At 64.5% G+C, this 16441-nt stretch carries 16 protein-coding genes; 9 read left to right on the top strand and 7 right to left on the bottom strand.

Annotated features, from left to right (window positions below):
* Positions 1-1438, top strand: a 1438-nt coding sequence (thrS, locus tag EOA27_RS02350; protein WP_127255350.1) for a threonine--tRNA ligase, incomplete at its 5' end; no start/stop codon positions are given.
* 83 nt (positions 1439-1521) lie between these two features.
* The gene (locus tag EOA27_RS02345) at positions 1522-2463 is read left to right on the top strand and encodes a lysophospholipid acyltransferase family protein (RefSeq protein ID WP_126082347.1); all 942 of its coding nucleotides are present in this window, start codon (positions 1522-1524) and stop codon (positions 2461-2463) included.
* Positions 2464-2476: 13 nt separating this feature from the next.
* Here EOA27_RS02345 and EOA27_RS02340 read toward each other — a convergent pair whose 3' ends face one another.
* Complete coding sequence (locus EOA27_RS02340) at positions 2477-3442, bottom strand: hypothetical protein (protein WP_126082348.1); 966 nt, start codon at positions 3440-3442, stop codon at positions 2477-2479.
* A gap of 171 nt (positions 3443-3613) precedes the next feature.
* On the opposite strand from EOA27_RS02340, the gene EOA27_RS02335 reads away from it, so the two are divergent.
* Positions 3614-4198 carry a nitroreductase gene (locus EOA27_RS02335; RefSeq protein WP_126082349.1) on the top strand — a complete coding sequence of 195 codons (585 nt, stop codon included), beginning with the start codon at positions 3614-3616 and terminating at the stop codon, positions 4196-4198.
* 36 nt (positions 4199-4234) lie between these two features.
* On the opposite strand, the gene EOA27_RS02330 is transcribed toward EOA27_RS02335, so the two are convergent.
* On the bottom strand, positions 4235-4963 hold the full coding sequence (locus tag EOA27_RS02330; RefSeq protein ID WP_126082350.1) for a TetR/AcrR family transcriptional regulator: 729 nt from the start codon (positions 4961-4963) through the stop codon (positions 4235-4237).
* A gap of 139 nt (positions 4964-5102) precedes the next feature.
* Between EOA27_RS02330 and EOA27_RS02325 the strand changes: the two genes are divergently transcribed.
* Positions 5103-5777, top strand: a complete 675-nt coding sequence (locus EOA27_RS02325; protein WP_126082351.1) for an isoprenylcysteine carboxylmethyltransferase family protein — start codon at positions 5103-5105, stop codon at positions 5775-5777.
* A gap of 2 nt (positions 5778-5779) precedes the next feature.
* Here the strand turns inward: EOA27_RS02325 and EOA27_RS02320 are convergent, their stop codons facing one another.
* Together EOA27_RS02320 and EOA27_RS02315 are read right to left on the bottom strand one after the other, a co-directional pair.
* Positions 5780-6655, bottom strand: a complete 876-nt coding sequence (locus tag EOA27_RS02320; RefSeq protein ID WP_126082352.1) for a CoA ester lyase — start codon at positions 6653-6655, stop codon at positions 5780-5782.
* Positions 6655-7107, bottom strand: a complete 453-nt coding sequence (locus EOA27_RS02315; protein ID WP_126082353.1) for a MaoC family dehydratase — start codon at positions 7105-7107, stop codon at positions 6655-6657. Before EOA27_RS02315 ends, EOA27_RS02320 begins: the two co-directional genes overlap by 1 nt.
* A gap of 151 nt (positions 7108-7258) precedes the next feature.
* On the opposite strand from EOA27_RS02315, the gene EOA27_RS02310 reads away from it, so the two are divergent.
* Complete coding sequence (locus EOA27_RS02310) at positions 7259-8380, top strand: DUF2336 domain-containing protein (protein ID WP_126082354.1); 1122 nt, start codon at positions 7259-7261, stop codon at positions 8378-8380.
* A 13-nt stretch (positions 8381-8393) separates the two neighbouring features.
* Here EOA27_RS02310 and EOA27_RS02305 read toward each other — a convergent pair whose 3' ends face one another.
* The 3 genes from EOA27_RS02305 to parE form a co-directional block, all read right to left on the bottom strand.
* Positions 8394-8831, bottom strand: a complete 438-nt coding sequence (locus EOA27_RS02305) for a VOC family protein (protein WP_126082355.1) — start codon at positions 8829-8831, stop codon at positions 8394-8396.
* 79 nt (positions 8832-8910) lie between these two features.
* A complete protein-coding gene (locus EOA27_RS02300) occupies positions 8911-10992 on the bottom strand; it encodes an FUSC family protein (RefSeq protein WP_126082356.1) in 2082 nt (693 codons plus the stop codon).
* A 40-nt stretch (positions 10993-11032) separates the two neighbouring features.
* Positions 11033-13087, bottom strand: a complete 2055-nt coding sequence (parE, locus tag EOA27_RS02295) for a DNA topoisomerase IV subunit B (protein ID WP_042644243.1) — start codon at positions 13085-13087, stop codon at positions 11033-11035.
* A gap of 255 nt (positions 13088-13342) precedes the next feature.
* Here parE and cpaB point away from each other — a divergent pair, with 255 nt between their 5' ends.
* From cpaB to EOA27_RS02275, 4 genes are all read left to right on the top strand, one after another.
* The gene (gene cpaB / locus EOA27_RS02290) at positions 13343-14263 is read left to right on the top strand and encodes a Flp pilus assembly protein CpaB (RefSeq protein WP_126082357.1); all 921 of its coding nucleotides are present in this window, start codon (positions 13343-13345) and stop codon (positions 14261-14263) included.
* A 28-nt stretch (positions 14264-14291) separates the two neighbouring features.
* On the top strand, positions 14292-15734 hold the full coding sequence (locus EOA27_RS02285; protein WP_126082358.1) for a type II and III secretion system protein family protein: 1443 nt from the start codon (positions 14292-14294) through the stop codon (positions 15732-15734).
* A 4-nt stretch (positions 15735-15738) separates the two neighbouring features.
* Positions 15739-16011: a hypothetical protein gene (locus tag EOA27_RS02280; protein WP_126082359.1), complete on the top strand. Its 273-nt coding sequence runs from the start codon at positions 15739-15741 to the stop codon at positions 16009-16011.
* A gap of 13 nt (positions 16012-16024) precedes the next feature.
* On the top strand, positions 16025-16441 hold a 417-nt coding region (locus EOA27_RS02275), incomplete at its 3' end, for a response regulator (protein WP_127255348.1).

Raw genomic sequence — 16441 nt, 5'->3', positions numbered from 1 at the left:
GTTCGACCTCTGCCGCGGTCCGCACATGGCTTCGACCGGGCAGATCGGCAACGCCTTCAAGCTGATGAAGGTGGCTGGCGCATATTGGCGCGGCGATTCCAACAACCCGATGCTGACGCGCATCTACGGCACCGCTTGGGCCGACCAGGCGCAGCTCGACGCCTACCAGACGCTGTTGGAAGAGGCCGAGAAGCGCGATCACCGCAAGCTCGGGCGCGAGATGGACCTGTTCCATTTCCAGGAAGAGGGGCCTGGCGTCGTCTTCTGGCACGCCAAGGGCTGGAAGATGGTGCAGAACCTGATCAACTACATGCGCCGCCGCCTCGACGAGCACGGCTATCAGGAAGTCAACGCGCCGCAGGTGCTCGACAAGAGCCTGTGGGAGACGTCGGGACATTGGGGCTGGTATCGCGACGCGATGTTCAAGGTGACCGTCGCCGGCGACGACACCGATGACGACCGCGTCTTCGCGCTGAAGCCGATGAACTGTCCGGGACATGTGCAGATCTTCAAGCATGGGTTGAAGTCCTACCGGGAACTGCCCGTGAAACTTGCTGAGTTCGGCAATGTGCATCGCTACGAGCCGTCCGGCGCGCTGCATGGGCTGATGCGGGTGCGCGGCTTCACGCAGGACGACGCGCATATCTTCTGCACGGAGGAGCAGCTGGCCGCCGAGTGCCTGCGCATCAACGACCTGATCCTGTCGACCTATGCCGATTTCGGCTTCGACGAGGTCAGCGTGAAGCTGTCGACGCGGCCGGACAAGCGCGTCGGCACCGACGAGGCCTGGGACCATGCCGAGGCGATCATGAGCAATGTGCTGGAGACGATCCGCACGCGCTCCGGAAACCGCATCAAGACCTCGATCAATCCGGGCGAGGGCGCCTTCTACGGGCCGAAATTCGAATATGTGCTGAAGGACGCCATCGGTCGCGAATGGCAATGCGGCACCACGCAGGTCGACTTCAACCTGCCGGAACGCTTCGGCGCCTTCTATATCGGCTCGGATTCGGAGAAGAAGCAGCCGGTGATGGTGCATCGCGCCGTCTGCGGCTCGATGGAGCGGTTCCTCGGCATCCTGATCGAGAACTATTCCGGCCATTTCCCGCTATGGTTCGCGCCGCTCCAGGTGGTGGTGGCGACGATCACCTCGGATGCGGACGAATATGCCTTGAAAGTCGTCGACCGGTTGAAGGCCGCAGGGCTGCTCGCCGAAGCCGACCTTCGCAACGAGAAGATCAACTACAAGGTGCGCGAGCATTCGCTCGCCAAGGTGCCGGTCATCCTCGTCTGCGGCAAGCGCGAGGCGGAAGAAGAAACCGTCAATGTCCGCCGGCTGGGCTCCCGCGACCAGGAATCGCTGAAGCTCGAGGACGCGGTCAAGGCTCTCGCCGACGAGGCGGTCTCGCCGGATCGCAAGCGTCGCGCGGCGGCCTGATACACCAGCACTTTCTAAAATGGCGGTGGCCGGTCCACCGCTATTTTCATATGCCTGTCACGCCAGCCGTGTAACGAGCCGCCATGCTCAAATTGAAACCGCGGGAAAGACGTTTTCCCGAGCTCTCCTATGCCAACCCGCATCAGCCGGTGCTGACGCGCTGGTTCATCCATTCGGTCGAGGGTTTGTCCGGCCGCGACCGTTTTGCCGCGCTTTATGACTTCTGGCGCAGGCAAGTGGTGCCGACCGGCGACCGCGTGTTCAGCCGTATGCTGGAACTGATCGACGTCAAGGTCCGCAACGCCGTGCAATGGCCGCCGGCGGCGCTGCCGGACACGCCGCTGGTCATCGTCGCCAACCATCCCTTCGGCATCGGCGACGGCATTGCCGTGCTTTCGCTGGTCGAGCAGCTCGGCCGGCCTTTCCGGGTCATGATCCACAAGGATCTGCTCAGGATCCGCGAGATGGAGCCCTATTCGCTGCCCATCGATTTTTCCGAAACGAAGGAAGCGCTGAAGAACAACATGGCTGTGCGTCATGAGGCGGTGCGTCTGCTGAAGGAAGGCGTCACCATCGTCGTCTTCCCGGCCGGCGGTGTCGCCACGGCGCCCAAGGGTTTCGGCCGCGCCATCGACCTGCCGTGGAAGATGTTCCCGGCCAAGCTCGTCCAGGACGCCAAGGCCTCGGTTATCCCGATGCATTTTTCCGGCCAGAACGGCCGTCTGTTCCATCTCGTCAGCGGCCCGATGAACATGGCCGAGCGCGACAACCGCGTGGCGAAGTTCATCGGCAAGGCGTCGCTGACGCTGCGCACCTCCTTGCTCATCCGCGAGTTCGCGCGGCTGTCGGGCAAGGCGATCGAGGTGCGCATCGGTGATGTGCTGAGATGGAGCGACCTCGAGCCGCTGCGCGACCGCAAGGCACTGCTCGATCGGCTCTATCGCGCGGTGTTCGACCTGTCGACGCCCTCCGTGCAACGCACCCGCGTGCCTTTCCTGCCGAGGCGGATGCGCAAGGCGGCCTGACAGCTCAGATGTATCAGTCCGCGCCTTCCTCGGGATCGATGGCGGACGACTCGTTGGCCACGACCTCGATCTCCTGGTTCTGGCCGGCCACGACGGTGAAATCCTTCTGGTAGATGCGGTCGCGGTTCTTGGCGATGATGGTGTACTGGCCTTCGGCCAGCACCATCGAGGCGAAGGCTCCGACGGCTTCCTTGATCGGGTCGCCGCTCTCGTTGAGCAGCGACCAGGACGTGTCGGCGATGGCTTCGCCGCCGGGCTCGCGCACCAGCTTCATCGTCATCTCGGCCGCCCGGTGCTCGACGGTTGCCTCGGTCAGCTTGCCGGCCTCGACGCGGATATCGGAGCGGATCACGGCGTTGACCGCGCCATAGGTGGAGACGACGTGGTAGGTGCCGGCGTTCAGCCGCACCACAGTGTTCGGCGCCACGTCGGGGGCGATCAGCGCCCGGTCGCCATTGGCGGCGGGATGGTCTTCATAGATCGAGAAGCGCAGTTTCTTCGACTGGATTGGGGCGCCGCCCGATGTCACTGCGTCGAGCTTGAGGCCGCCGGCGTCGAGCACCAGGCTTTCGTGCCTGGCCGCCTTGCCGACGGTGATGCGCTTGGTGGCGCCGGCGCGTCCATAGGAGGCGTGGACCAGATAGCTGCCGGGGTCGAGCTGGAACACGGCCGTGCCGCCATGAGCTGAGGCCACCATCGGAAGCTTGCCGTCGCTTGACGGCTGCGGCTTGAACACCCGCCAGACAATGCCGCGGGTGATGTCGGCGCCCTTGTCGGTCAGTTGCGCCGACAGGGTGATGGCGCCGCCATTGCCGAGCGCCAGCGGTGCTCCTGTCTTCGGCGTCGCGTAGCTCGAAATGCCCGGAAGCTTGAGGTCGCCGACATCGTTGGCGTTCTGGGCCAGCGCGAAGGAAACCGGCACCGCGAACAACGCAGCGACGAGCGCGATCACCAAAAGGCGCAGGGTCCCCTCAAACATGCCTTGCGTTGAAGCCCAAGGCGGTGGCAATTTCAAGGCTTAAGAGTTCGAGGCCTTGCGCCGACGGCTCTTTATCCGGCGCAAAACGCCACTGCCCGAGCCGCCCGACCTCCCGATGGCGCGCTTCAGCTCAAAATTGAATACTATAGAATGCTTAGGAGACTTGCGCCCATGGCGTCGCCGATCATCGACTTCCTGCTCACCCGCAATTCCGCGCCGATCCCGGACCTCAAGGAGCCGGCGCCGAGCGATGCCGAGATCGCGACGATGATGGCGGCTGCCTCGCGGGTTCCCGATCATGGCCGGCTCGAGCCCTGGCGCTTCATCCTCTACCGCGGCGAGGCGCGTGTCGAGATCGGCAAGAAGCTGGCTGCACTTGCCGAGCAGCGCGAGGGGCCGTTGCCGGAGGGCAGGCGCAACCAGGAACTGGCGCGCTTCTCGCGCGCGCCGCTGGTGATCGGCGTCGTGTCGGTGCCGAAGGAGAACCCGAAGATCCCGCAATGGGAGATGTTCCTGTCGGGCGGCATGGCGGCCATGAACCTGATGATCGCGGCGAACGCACTGGGCTACGGCACCAACATGATCAGCAACTGGTACTCCGATGTGCCGGAGGGCAGGGCGATCCTCGGGCTCTCGCCGCAGGAGCGCGTTATCGGCTTCGTCCATATCGGCTCCTATCAGGGGCCGGCGCCGGAGCGGCCGCGGCCAGATCCAGCCAAGCTCTATGACGACTACACCGGTCCCTGGGCGGGGTGAGCGGCCTAAGGCCGCCGCGAAGGAGCGTGGGCCAGTTCACGGTCCTTCGATGCGCCCGCCGACGACAGGATTGGAACGACGCGCTGTCATGACGGCGCGCACATAGCCGGGCTCACCGATCCGGATGCTGCCGTCCGGCAGTCCCAGGATGCGGTCGAGCGCGATCTCGTAGAGCCTGACACGCCTTTCCAGGGCCTCGATCGCGATGTCCATGTCGGCATCGCTGCCGCCGGCGAACGCCTTGGCGATCACGTCGTGCGTGGCCATGCCGAACTGCATGACGATATCGGCAACGCCCTCGGGATCGAAAGTCCGGAATGTTCCGTCTTCGACGCCTTGGCGGATGATCTCCACCAGGATCGGCGAGAAGGACTTGCTCGCCGCCAGGTTGATGCGGTGGAACAGCACCAGGTTTTCCGGCCGGAACATTGTCTCGAACAGCGCCCATGCTTCCGCCGCGGTCTCAACCTTGGCCTGGCGCGACTGCGCGAGGAGCGCGTTCAGGCGCCCGAGCGGATCGAGGCCCGGATCGTCGAGGATCTTCTGGACACCGGCCAGCGCCTGCCTGGCGAAACGCTCCGCCAATGCCTCCAGCAGCGTCTCCTTGGAGGCGAAGTAGTGATAGAAGGCGCCTTTCGAGACGCCGGCGGCCGCGATGACGTCGTTGAGGCTCGCTTTGTCGTAGCCATGCGTCAGGAACAGGGCCTGGGCATGGTCCAGCAGTTCTTCGCGCCTGATTTCCGGATGCTTGATGATGCGAGGCATGGCGAAACCTTGTGCATGCGGCGGCCGTTCTCGTCCAGAGTGCCGGGTGTGCCTTGAGTTATAGACCGTCGGTCGGTATAATAGACCACCAGTCGGAATCGGTAAATCGCGACGGGCGGCATGTCATGGAAGGTTGGTCATGATCACGAGATTGGTTGTGCAGACATTCGTATGGTTCGGTGTGATGGGCGCGCTGATGTTCGTGTCCGCAGGAACGCTGCACTGGTGGGGAGCCTGGGTGTACATAGTCGTGATGGTCGGACTGAGCCTTACCATGGGCGTGGCGCTCGCCCGGCGCGATCCAGGCCTGATGAACGAACGCCTCCGCCCGCCGATCCAGAAGACCCAGGCAGCCGCCGACAAGATAGTGCTGAGCATATTGCTCATCGGCATTTTCGCATGGCTGGCCCTGATGGGGCTCGACTTCCGTTTCGGCTGGTCGGCAGCTCCTGTCTGGGTGCAGGCGGTCGGCATGTTGGTCCTGCTCGTCGGCATCTGGATCTGCTATCTCACGATGCTGGAAAACAGTTTCGCGGCGCCTGTCGTGAAGATCCAGGACGAGCGTGGGCAGAAGGTGATCACAACTGGTCCATACGGCTATGTACGCCACCCCATGTATGCGGGTGCTATCCTCTATTTCGCCGGCACGGCGCTGGTGCTTGGCTCCTGGTGGGGCCTGGCATTGGTGCTCGTCTTCATCATCCTGCTCGCCATCCGCACCTTCATCGAGGAAAAGACGTTGCGGACCGGCCTGCGGGGATACGACGATTACGCCGCGCGCGTCCGCTACAAGCTGATCCCGATGGTCTGGTAATCTCAGGCGCCCGACGCCTTGGCGCGGGCCAGCAAACGCTCGGCTAGGCGCAGATGCGGCCGGTCATACATCTTGCCGTCGATGCCGACGACGCCCGGGTTTCCCGCCGCCGCGAAGGCGTCGACGATCGCCTGCGATCGCGCGACCGCTTCGGCGGAGGGCGTGAAGGCCGCGTTGATGACCGGCACCTGCGCCGGATGGATCGCCATCTTGCCGGTGAAGCCGTCGCGCTCGGCCCCGCGGCATTCCTTCTCGAAGGCGGCCATGTCGCGGAAATCGGGAAAGACGGTGTCGATGGCGGCGATTTCGGCCGCTCCCGCCGCCAGGATGGTCATGCTGCGCGCCAGGCGGAACACGTCGGTGTAGCGGCCGTCCTCGTCGCGGGCCGCCCGCGCGCCGATCGCGGCAGACAAGTCCTCCGCGCCCCAGGTTAGGCCGGCGAGCCGCGCGCTTGCCTCGGCATAGCTTGCCGCCGCAAGCACGCCGGACGCGGTTTCGGTGATGATCGGCAGGATTCTTATGGCGCCATCCGGCAGCCCGTTTTCAGCCTCATGCACCCGAAGCTTTGCTGCGAGCTGCTGGACATCCTGCCCGCTGTTCGACTTGGGCAGCATGATGCCGTCAGGCTTTGCCGGCACGAGGGCCGCGAGGTCGTCGTCGGTGAGTCCGGTGGACAGGTCGTTGACCCGCACATAGACGGCGGGACCCGTCCGGCGCCTTTGGTTCGAGATGAAGCCGGCCGCGGTCCCGCGCGCCGCCCCCTTGTTCGCGCCGGCGACGGAATCCTCGAGGTCGACGATAACCACGTCGGCGCCGGCCTCGAATCCCTTTTCCAGCTTGCGCTCGGAATCGCCGGGCACGAACAGCAACGAGCGCATCAGACCGCCTTCTTCAGCATCATCGCCTGCCTTGTGCATTTGGCGACAAGAACGTCATTCTGGTTGTAGGCGCGATGCTCGAACTCGACGATGCCGCGATCGGGTTTCGACTTGGAATCGCGCACGGAGACGACTGTCGTCTCGACCCGGATGGTGTCGCCGTGGAAGACGGGGTGCGGGAACACCGTTTCCTTCATGCCGAGATTGGCGACCGTTGTGCCGACCGTGATGTCGTTCACCGAAATGCCGATCATCAGGCCCAGCGTGAACAGGGAGTTGACCAACGGCTTGCCCCACTCGGTCTTCGCGGCGAAGTCGAAATCAATGTGCAAAGGCTGCGGGTTGAGCGTCATCACCGAAAACAACATGTTGTCGCTCTCGGTCACAGTTTTCCGCAGCGTGTGGTGGAAGACGTGGCCGACGACAAACTCTTCCAGATAAAGCCCGGCCATGATCGATCTCCCGCAATTCCATCGCTTGATAGGCGTTGGCTGCGTCTCCATCAAGCCGGTTAAGAAATATGGTGAACCGTTCGTAAACCATTTCCAGCCTACCGTTCACAACGGGGCCGGGGACATTCCGGCAAGGGCGTAGCTGGTCGGCATGGTTGTTTCGCACTTTCTAAAATGGATTGATACGGCAAGGGTTTCCGAGCGCGCCGCCGCCGCGAGCGCGCTGGCGCGAGCCTATATCAATTCCGATCTGCCGTTCGAGGATCGCTGCGCCGCCGAGGCGGCGCTCACGCTGCTTCTGGACGACGCTTCCGCCAAGGTGCGCCTGGCGCTCGCCGAGGCGCTGTCGATGAGCCATCACGCGCCGCCGCAGGTGATCAGCGCCCTGGCCGCCGACCAGCCGGAAGTGGCGGCGCTGGTGTTGGCGCGTTCGCCGCTGCTTACCGATGCCGATCTTGTCGAGCGCGTCGCCTGCGGCCACAAGGCGACGCAGACGCTGATCGCCAACCGTCCGGTGGTCTCGATGTCGCTGGCGGCCGCAATCGCCGAGATCGGCGAGCCGGAGGCCTGCGCGGCTCTGGTCGGGAACAGCGGCGCGGAGATCGCTTCGCTCAGCTTCCGCCGCATGGCTGAGCGGCATGGCCACGTGCCGTTGGTGCGCGAGACGCTGATCGCAGATCGGCGCCTGCCGGCCGACTGCCGCTATATGCTGCTGGTCAAGCTCGGCGAGATCCTGAAAGGATCGCCGCTGGTGCTGGCGATGATGGGGGCGGCGCGCGCCGATCGCGTCATGCGCGATGCCTGCGTGAAGGCCTCGGTGACGCTGATCGAGGGAACGCGCATGGAAGAGCATGCCGCGCTGATCGAGCATCTAAGGCTGCGCGGCGACCTCACCGCCAGCTTCATCATCCGTACCATCGCGCATGGCAAGGTCGACTTCTTCGGTTCGACGCTGGTAGCGCTTGCCCGACAGTCCGAGCAGCGGGTGACGGCGCTTCTGGCCGGCGGGCACGACGTGGCGCTGCAGGCGCTGTTCCGCAGCGCCGGACTTGCGCCGGCGACGCATGGCACCATCCTGCGCGCGCTGAAAGTCTGGCGCGAGGTCGCCAACGGCCGGCGTGTCGCCGGCGTGCAGGAAGTGAGCTGGCTGATGCTGAAGGAACTCGGCGGCCAATCGGCCGAGGGCGATCTTGCCGGACTGGTGAAGTCGATCCATCTCGACGCGCTGCGCGAAAACGCGCGCGGGCACGCGCTGGCGATTGCCGCGGCCTAGCGCTTATCGGGTCTCAGCTGAGCTCCTGGGCAAGTCCGACAAGAAGCCCTTCAGGCCCACGGATGTAGCAGAGCCGATAAATGTCCTTGTAGCGGACCACCTCGCCAACGAGCTCGGCACCGTGCTTGCGGAGCCCCTCCAGCGTGTCGTCGATGTCGTCCACGGCGAACATGACGCGAAGATAGCCCAGGGCGTTCACCGGGGCATTGCGGTGATCCGCCACGATCGACGGCCTGAGGAAGCGGGACAGTTCCAGCCGGCTGTGGCCGTCCGGCGTTCGCATCATGGCGATCTCGACATGCTGGTCGCCCAGTCCGGTGACACGTCCGGCCCATTCCCCATCGATCGTGGCACGCCCTTCGAGTTCAAGGCCGAGCTCGCGAAAGAAATCAACCGTCGCATCGAGGTCCTCGACGACGATACCGATGTTGTCCATTCGTTTGAGCGCCATCTGTCCACCTAAGTACCGACCAGTCTGATAAGGAACCTTTCGGATCCGGTCCGACCTGAAACGCGACATGTCCCTTTGTTCAGGCACGACCCTTTGCAAAGAAATCCGGATAGTCTTCCATCGCCGCGGCAATGATGCGCAGCGAGGCGGCGATCCGCAGCATTTCGAGCCGATCGCTGCGTTCGCCAATGCTGGCCGCATATTGCCTTGCCACCGCGATGGTCGCGGTCTGCGGCTCGCCCGGCCGACGGAACAACAATTCGCGCGCCAGGCCGCGCAGAAAATTGCCGATGGATTCGACTGTCTCGCGCGGCACGGCGGAATTCAGTTGCGCATGGCGTAGCCGCAGCACCTCCAGCCCGACGGTGACGGCGGCGATGCTGCCGCCGAGAATGGGGTCGCCCCTGCGGCCCGTTCGCTGCACCTGCGGCATCAACTGGTTGATCCTGTCATAGGCGAGGCTTTCGAAAGCCGAACGCCGAGGTATCCGCTCATGCAGGCAAAGCCGCGCCAGATCCTCGCGCATCGCTTGCGAGATACGCTCCACGGTGACCCAAGGGTCGGCAGGCAGCACGACGATGAAGACGCCGATGGCGATCAGGATGCCGACCAGGATCGAGGCCGAGCCCGCAAAGAACGGCCCGGCATCATAGGTCATCTGCTGATGCGGGCTGAGGAAGGCGAGGAAGTTGATGGCGAAAGCGGTGGCGACGCCGACATGGCGTGGATTGGCCATGCCGAGCGCCGCAGGCACCAGGATCGGCACGACGAAGAGCGTGAACCAGCCGAAGCCGGGCAGCGCCGGCAGCGCGACCTGCCCGACCAGAAAGGCAAAGGGCAGCGCAATCAGGGTGCCGGTGAAGAAGCCCCAGGCCGACTGCACGGGATCGGGACGCGTCGCGAACAGGCTAGAGACCACCGCGACGAGGATGACGGTGCCGGCCGCTTCCGACCATTTGGTCGTCAGCCAGAAGACGGCAACGAGCAGCGTCGCGAGCGCGGCGCGCACGGCGTTGCGCCACGCGGCCTGATAGTCGCGGTGGACGACCAGCGCCGGCTGGCTTCGCTCATTCGATTTCCGGGAGACGGGCGAGCGAAGCGCATCGAGGCCGGCCAACACCTGTTTCAGCGCTTCGGCAAAATCACCGGCAATGGTGAGGCGAGTGATGGTGCCCACCTTGTCCTCGGCGGCAGTGTTTGCACCGGCATCGTCGGGCAGGGCCGGCACCTCTCTGGCCTTGCTCGCGATCGCATCGAGCCGCGCCACCCACGGGCCCGTGTCGTCGAGGGCGCCGGGTGTCGCCCCCAGCTCGCCGACAAAGGCTTTCAAGTCGCGTCGCATCGGGATGAGCGCCGCATTCTTCGGCGCGCGGTGGCTGTGCAGCGTGCGCGCCGCCGACAGGGCCCACAGAAGCTGGCCGATGGTGCGCCGCACCGGGTGGGCGCGGGGGGCGAAGCTCGGCGCTTCCAGCCGCGCGTAGGTGCGCATTTCTGCGAGCGTCTGGGCGTCGGTGATCAGCTTGCGCTGGAGCGCGGCAAGGCTTGCCGGATCGCCGTCGGAAAAGGCGCCGCCGGCATATTCGGCGAGGTCGAGGATGCTGCGCTTCAGCCTGGAAATGATGGCGTCGGCCGCGAGCTTGGGCAGGATCAGCCGGCTGGTGACGCCGGCGCAGACGATGCCAAGCACGATCTCGGCGCAGCGTGCGATAGCGAGATCGACAACGACAATCGGTTGACCGAGCGCCGGCAGGCTGATGATCATCACCGTGTAGCCGGCAAGCGCCGCGCCATAGGCTTCCGGGTTGCGCAACAGCGATGATACGAACGTGCAGATGCCGACCCAGAGCGCCAGAAAAGTGATCAGCAGCCAGGGATTGGTACCGCACAGGGATGTTATGCCGATAGCGGCCAGGCCGCCGGCCAGCGTGCCGAGCAGCCGGTAGAAGCCCTTCGCCAGCACCATTCCAGCCACCGGCTGGGCGACGATGAACACAGTCATCATCGCCCATTGCGGATGGTCGAGCTTCAACGCGTAGGCGGCAAGCAGCGCGATCAGCCCGGCCGAAACCGTGCGCAAGGCAAAGATCCAGTCCGAACGGGTCGGCCGCGTCAGACCGCTTAACGATGTCTCGACAAGCTCTCTCAGACGCGTCCAGGTCACATTCGTCTCCGTACAGGAGCCTTTATGGACCCTTCCGCGATCAGATATCCAGCACGTCCGTCTCGGCGAATTCGGCGCGCTCCTGGATGAAGCGGAAACGCGCTTCGGGCTTGGTGCCCATCAGCGCGTCAACGGCATCCTTGGTGGCCTGCTCGGCGTCGATCACGTCGACCCGCAGAAGGGTGCGCTTCTTCGGATCCATCGTGGTCTCCTTGAGCTGCGAGGCCATCATCTCGCCCAGGCCCTTGAAGCGGCCGATCTCGACCTTGCCGCGTCCGGTGAATTCGGTGCGCAGCAGTTCGTCCTTATGCGCGTCGTCGCGGGCGTAGCCGACCTTGCCGCCCTGCCGGATCGAATAGAGCGGCGGCACGGCCATGTAGAGATGGCCGCCGCGGATCAGGTTCGGCATCTCCTGATAGAAGAAGGTGATCAACAGGGAAGCAATATGCGCGCCGTCGACGTCGGCGTCGGTCATGATGATCACGCGGTCGTAGCGCAGGTCCTCGTCGCGGTACTTCGAGCGCGTGCCGCAGCCGAGCGCCTGGATGAGGTCGGAGATCTGCTGGTTGGCGGCAAGCTTGTCGTTGCCGGCGCTGGCGACGTTGAGGATCTTGCCGCGCAGCGGCAGCACCGCCTGGCTGGCGCGGTCGCGCGCCTGCTTGGCCGAGCCGCCGGCCGAGTCGCCCTCGACGATGAAGATCTCGGCGCCGGCGGCCGCATTTTGCGTGCAATCGGCGAGCTTGCCCGGAAGGCGCAGCTTGCGCACCGCGCTCTTGCGCGAGACTTCCTTTTCCTGGCGGCGGCGCACACGCTCGTCGGCGCGCGCGATGACCCATTCGAGAAGCTTCGAGGCTTCCTGCGGATTGTCGGCAAGCCAATGGTCGAATGGGTCGCGGATGGCGTTTTCGACGATGCGCATCGCCTCGATGGTCGCCAGCCTGTCCTTGGTCTGGCCGACGAATTCCGGCTCGCGGATGAACACCGACAGCATGCCGGCGGCCGAGATCATCACGTCCTCGGTGGTGATGATAGAGGCGCGCTTGTTGCCGATCAGGTCGGCATAGGCGCGCAGTCCGCGCGCCAGCACATTGCGGAAGCCGGCCTCATGCGTGCCGCCTTCGGGAGTTGGAATCGTATTGCAGTAGGAGTTGAGGAACCCGTCGCCGCCGAACCAGGTCACCGCCCATTCCAGCGAACCGTGGCCACCCTGCTTGTCGCTCTTGCCGGCAAAAACCTCGCGCGTGACCTGGAACTCGTCGCCCAGCGTCGCCTTGAGATAGTCCTTCAGGCCGCCGGGGAAATGAAACTCGGCCTTGGCCGGCGTCTGGTCCTTCTCCTTGATCAGCGACGGATCGCAGGTCCAGCGGATCTCGACGCCGCCGAACAGATAGGCCTTCGAGCGCGCCATGCGATAAAGCCGCGCCGGCTCGAAGGCCGCGCCCTTGCCGAAGATCTGCTCGTCGGGGTGGAAGCGGGTCCTCGTGCCGCGGCGGTTATGAACCTCGCCCAGATGCTCGAGGCCGCTGACCGGGACGCCGCGGGAAAAACGCTGACGGTAGAGCTGACGGCCGCGCGCGACCTCGACCTCGAGGTGGTCGGACAGCGCGTTGACGACCGAAACACCGACGCCGTGCAGGCCGCCGGAGGTCTCATAGACCTTGGAGTCGAACTTGCCGCCCGAATGCAGCGTCGTCATGATGACTTCGAGCGCCGGCTTCTTGAATTTCGGATGCGGATCGACCGGGATGCCGCGGCCATTGTCGGTGACGGTCAGGAAGCCGTCGGCGGAAAGCTCGACGTCGATGAAGGTGGCGTGGCCGGCCACCGCCTCGTCCATCGAATTGTCGATGACCTCGGCGAACAGGTGGTGCATCGCCTTGTCGTCGGTGCCGCCGATATACATGCCCGGACGGCGCCGCACCGGCTCGAGACCCTCCAGCACCTCGATATCGGCGGCGCTGTAGCTTTCGCTGCCGTCGCGGGCGGCGGTCGAGCGCTTCGCGGCCTGCACCAGCGGATCGGCGGGGCGCGAGGGCGCGCGCACCGGCTGTGCCTGCTTTTCCATCTTGCCGAAGAGATCGTTGCTGTCGTCCATGCTGGGCCTAGCGTCCGGTAATGCGAATCACGGCTCGATACTGCCACGCTTTTGGCGGGCGAACGAGTTCCTGTTCCGTTCAGGGATCAAACTGTCTCTTATTCCAAAACCATTCGATAACCAAGCCGGCCGAAATAGGGCGATCGGCGGGTCACGGGATTCCTGATTCTTTAACATTAACGCCTAGCGTGAGGCCCAAACCAACAAAAGACCACGGGCGTCAGGGGTTTCGTTGTGCGGGGCAGGGCCATAACCATGATCGGTATCGCAGCCGTCTTCGGCGCGATCTCGATCTTTGCGGCGGATTTTTGGGTCAAGAGCCAGGCAAAGGCTCAGTCCGAGATCAAGGTGGTCACGGTCGAAGCTCCGCAGCAGCCCAAGGTCGAATTCAAGACCATCGTGGTGGCTCAAGCGCCGCTGCGCTATGGAATGGAGCTCGGACGGCCACAACTCGCCGAGATCCCGTGGCCGCAGGATTCGCTGCCGCAAGGCGCTTTCCCGACGATCGACAAGTTGCTTGCCGACGGCAGCCGCGTGGTGCTGTCGCCGATCGAGGTCAACGAACCGGTGCTGCTCACCAAACTGTCGGGACCGAACGGTCGCGCCACGCTTTCCAACATACTGTCGCCGGGCATGCGGGCCGTCACCATCCGCACCGACGAAATTGCCGGTGTCGGCGGCTTCGTCACGCCGGGAGACCGGGTCGACGTCGTCCTGACGCGCGATGCGGGAGACATCCAGGAAGTATCCAAGAACGCGCAAGGGGCGGCCGGCTCGACGGTCACCTCCGAGATTGTGGTCTCCGACGCCAAAGTGCTTTCGGTCGGGCAGGGCGCCGACGAACGCAAGACCGAGCCGCAGGTCGCCAATTCAGTGACCATCGAGGTGACCAACGAAGGGGCGCAGAAAGTGGCGCTCGCCCGCACCGTCGGCACTTTGTCGCTGTCGTTGCGGTCCGCGGCTGACGCCAGTGCCAGCAAAGGCGGGCTTACGACGATCTCTTCCTTCGGCGGCTCGGTTGCCGCAAACGCCGAGGCAAGTGCGGCCTCGCTCGTCAATGCGGTGACGAAGGACCAGGACGAGCCGAAATTCAGGACGGTGATCGTGACGCGCGGCGAGAAAGTCGAAGAATACAAGGTTCCTTCACGGGAACCGCCGCAGGAACTGCAGCAATAGCCGGTGGGGATCGGCGGGGACGGGCAAGATGTTCGGGTTTGATGCATTTCGGACGACCGGGGGATGGCGTCTTCTCGGCGCGATCGCGCTGGCGGTGTCGCTGGCTGTGGTAGGCTTCGCCGCGCCGGCAAGGGCGGACAATGACGTCGTCTATGTCTCGGCGAACCAGAACGCCTCGATCAAGGTCGCCAAGGGCAAGCCGAAGACGATCATGACGAGCGCGGCCTTCTACCAGATCGTCATCGGCGATCCGGAGATCGCCAACGTCAACCCGCTGACCGACAAGTCCTTCTATGTGCTGGGCAACAATCTCGGCACCACCGGTATCGCCCTGTTCGACCAGACCAAGCAGCTTGTCGGCACCATCGACATCGAGGTGACGCTGGACACCGACCAACTGGCCAGCACCATCCGCGCCAGCGTGCCCGACGCCAAGATCAAGGTCGGTTCGGCAAACGGCCGCGTCGTGTTGTCGGGCGAGGCCGAGGATGCGGTCGCCGCCGACAAGGCCAGCAAGATCGCCTCGCGCTTTTCCGGTAATGAGGAAGTCATCAATTCGGTCAACATCTCGTCCTCGCAGCAGGTACAGCTCAATGTCCGCTTCGTCGAGATCAACCGCCAGGCCGGCCAGGATCTCGGCGCCAAATACGCGGCCAATTTCGCTTATGGCATCGGCAACCGCAAAGTCGTGCTTAACCCGGACGGGGGAGATGTGCCGGCTGCCGGAACGGGCGAGATCATCGGCAGCCTGCTGTCGAACGGCTTGTCGATCGACATCGCCATCAAGGCGCTGGAGGAACGCGGCCTGGCGCGGCGGCTCGCGGAGCCGAATCTGATTGCCCGCTCTGGCCAGACGGCGAGCTTCCTTGCCGGCGGCGAGTTCCCGATCCCGGTTTCCGAAGACAACGGCAAGATCAGCGTCACCTACAAGAAGTACGGCGTCGGCCTCGATTTCACGCCGACGGTGCTGAAGGACGGGCTCCTGAGCCTCGACATCGCGCCGGAAGTGTCGTCGATCGACCCGTCCGCTTCCATCCAGGTCAGCAGCGGCATTTCCATTCCAGCCTTCATCGTGCGCCGCGCCAGGACGTCGGTCGACCTCAAGAACGGCCAGAGCTTCATGATCGCCGGCCTTCTGCAGTCGCAGAACGACATCACGACATCGCGGGTGCCGGGGATCGGCAAGCTGCCGGTGCTCGGTCCGCTGTTCTCCTCGAAATCTTATCAGCGGCGCGAGACCGATCTGGTCATCATCGTCACGCCGTACCTGGTCAAGCCGGTCGATCCCTCGAAGAAGATGGTCGAGCCGACCGACGGCACCCGGCCGGCAAGTGCCGCCGACTATTTCCTCAACAACACCGAGGAGGCCGACGCCTCGGCGCCGAAGCGTCCGCTGGCGCTGGCCGATGGCAGCACCGCCCGCTCCGTATCCGGCACGTCCGGCCACTTCCTCGACCTGCCGAAGGACTAAGGCCATGCGCATCGCCCTTTGGACTGTTCTCTTGCTCACTGGCCTCGCCGGCGGCTGCACCAGCGACGACTATGTGCGCACCGAAGGGGTGACGCCGGGGGTCGGCAACGCGCAGGCATCCAACACCGCCATGCAGATGGTCGATCCGTGGAAGTACGGCGTCCAGAACACAAGGCTTCTCGTGCCGGCTCAACGTCCGGGTTCCGAGACTGTCGCCGTTGGCGCGAAAGCCGGCGCCGCGTCCGCGCCGACAACATCATCAACGACATCGAATTGATCGGCCGACAACGATGGCATCTGCTACCAAGACCAAGAAGATCCTGCTCGTTTCCACCGACAGGGCGTTCGTGCAGGACACTCGGACGGCTTTTGCGACCTCCGAGGTCATCGAGCTCCTGACGGTGGAAAAGAGCATCAACGAGCTGCGCGGCGAAGCCCTCGAAACCGATTTCGGCACCGTCATCGTCGACATGGACGCGGCCAAGCTCGAGGAGATCGAGTCGCTGCAGCGCGTCATGCGCCGGCTGGAAGGCAGCGTTCCCGTGGTCGTCGTCACCCAGGAATTCAACGCGGCGGCGGTGCGCATCCTCGTGCAGCTCAAGGTCGCCGACTTCCTGGTCAAGCCGATCACCACGGCAGACCTGGTGCGCTCGGTCATCCGGGCGTTGCAGGGGCCGGGGCGGGAAGAGAACACCGAATCGCACATC

The organism is Mesorhizobium sp. M2A.F.Ca.ET.037.01.1.1 (genome assembly GCF_003998075.1).
Classification (GTDB): Bacteria; Pseudomonadota; Alphaproteobacteria; order Rhizobiales; family Rhizobiaceae; genus Mesorhizobium.
Note: the sequence above shows the minus strand (reverse complement) of the source record. Positions and strands in the feature narration are given on the sequence as shown.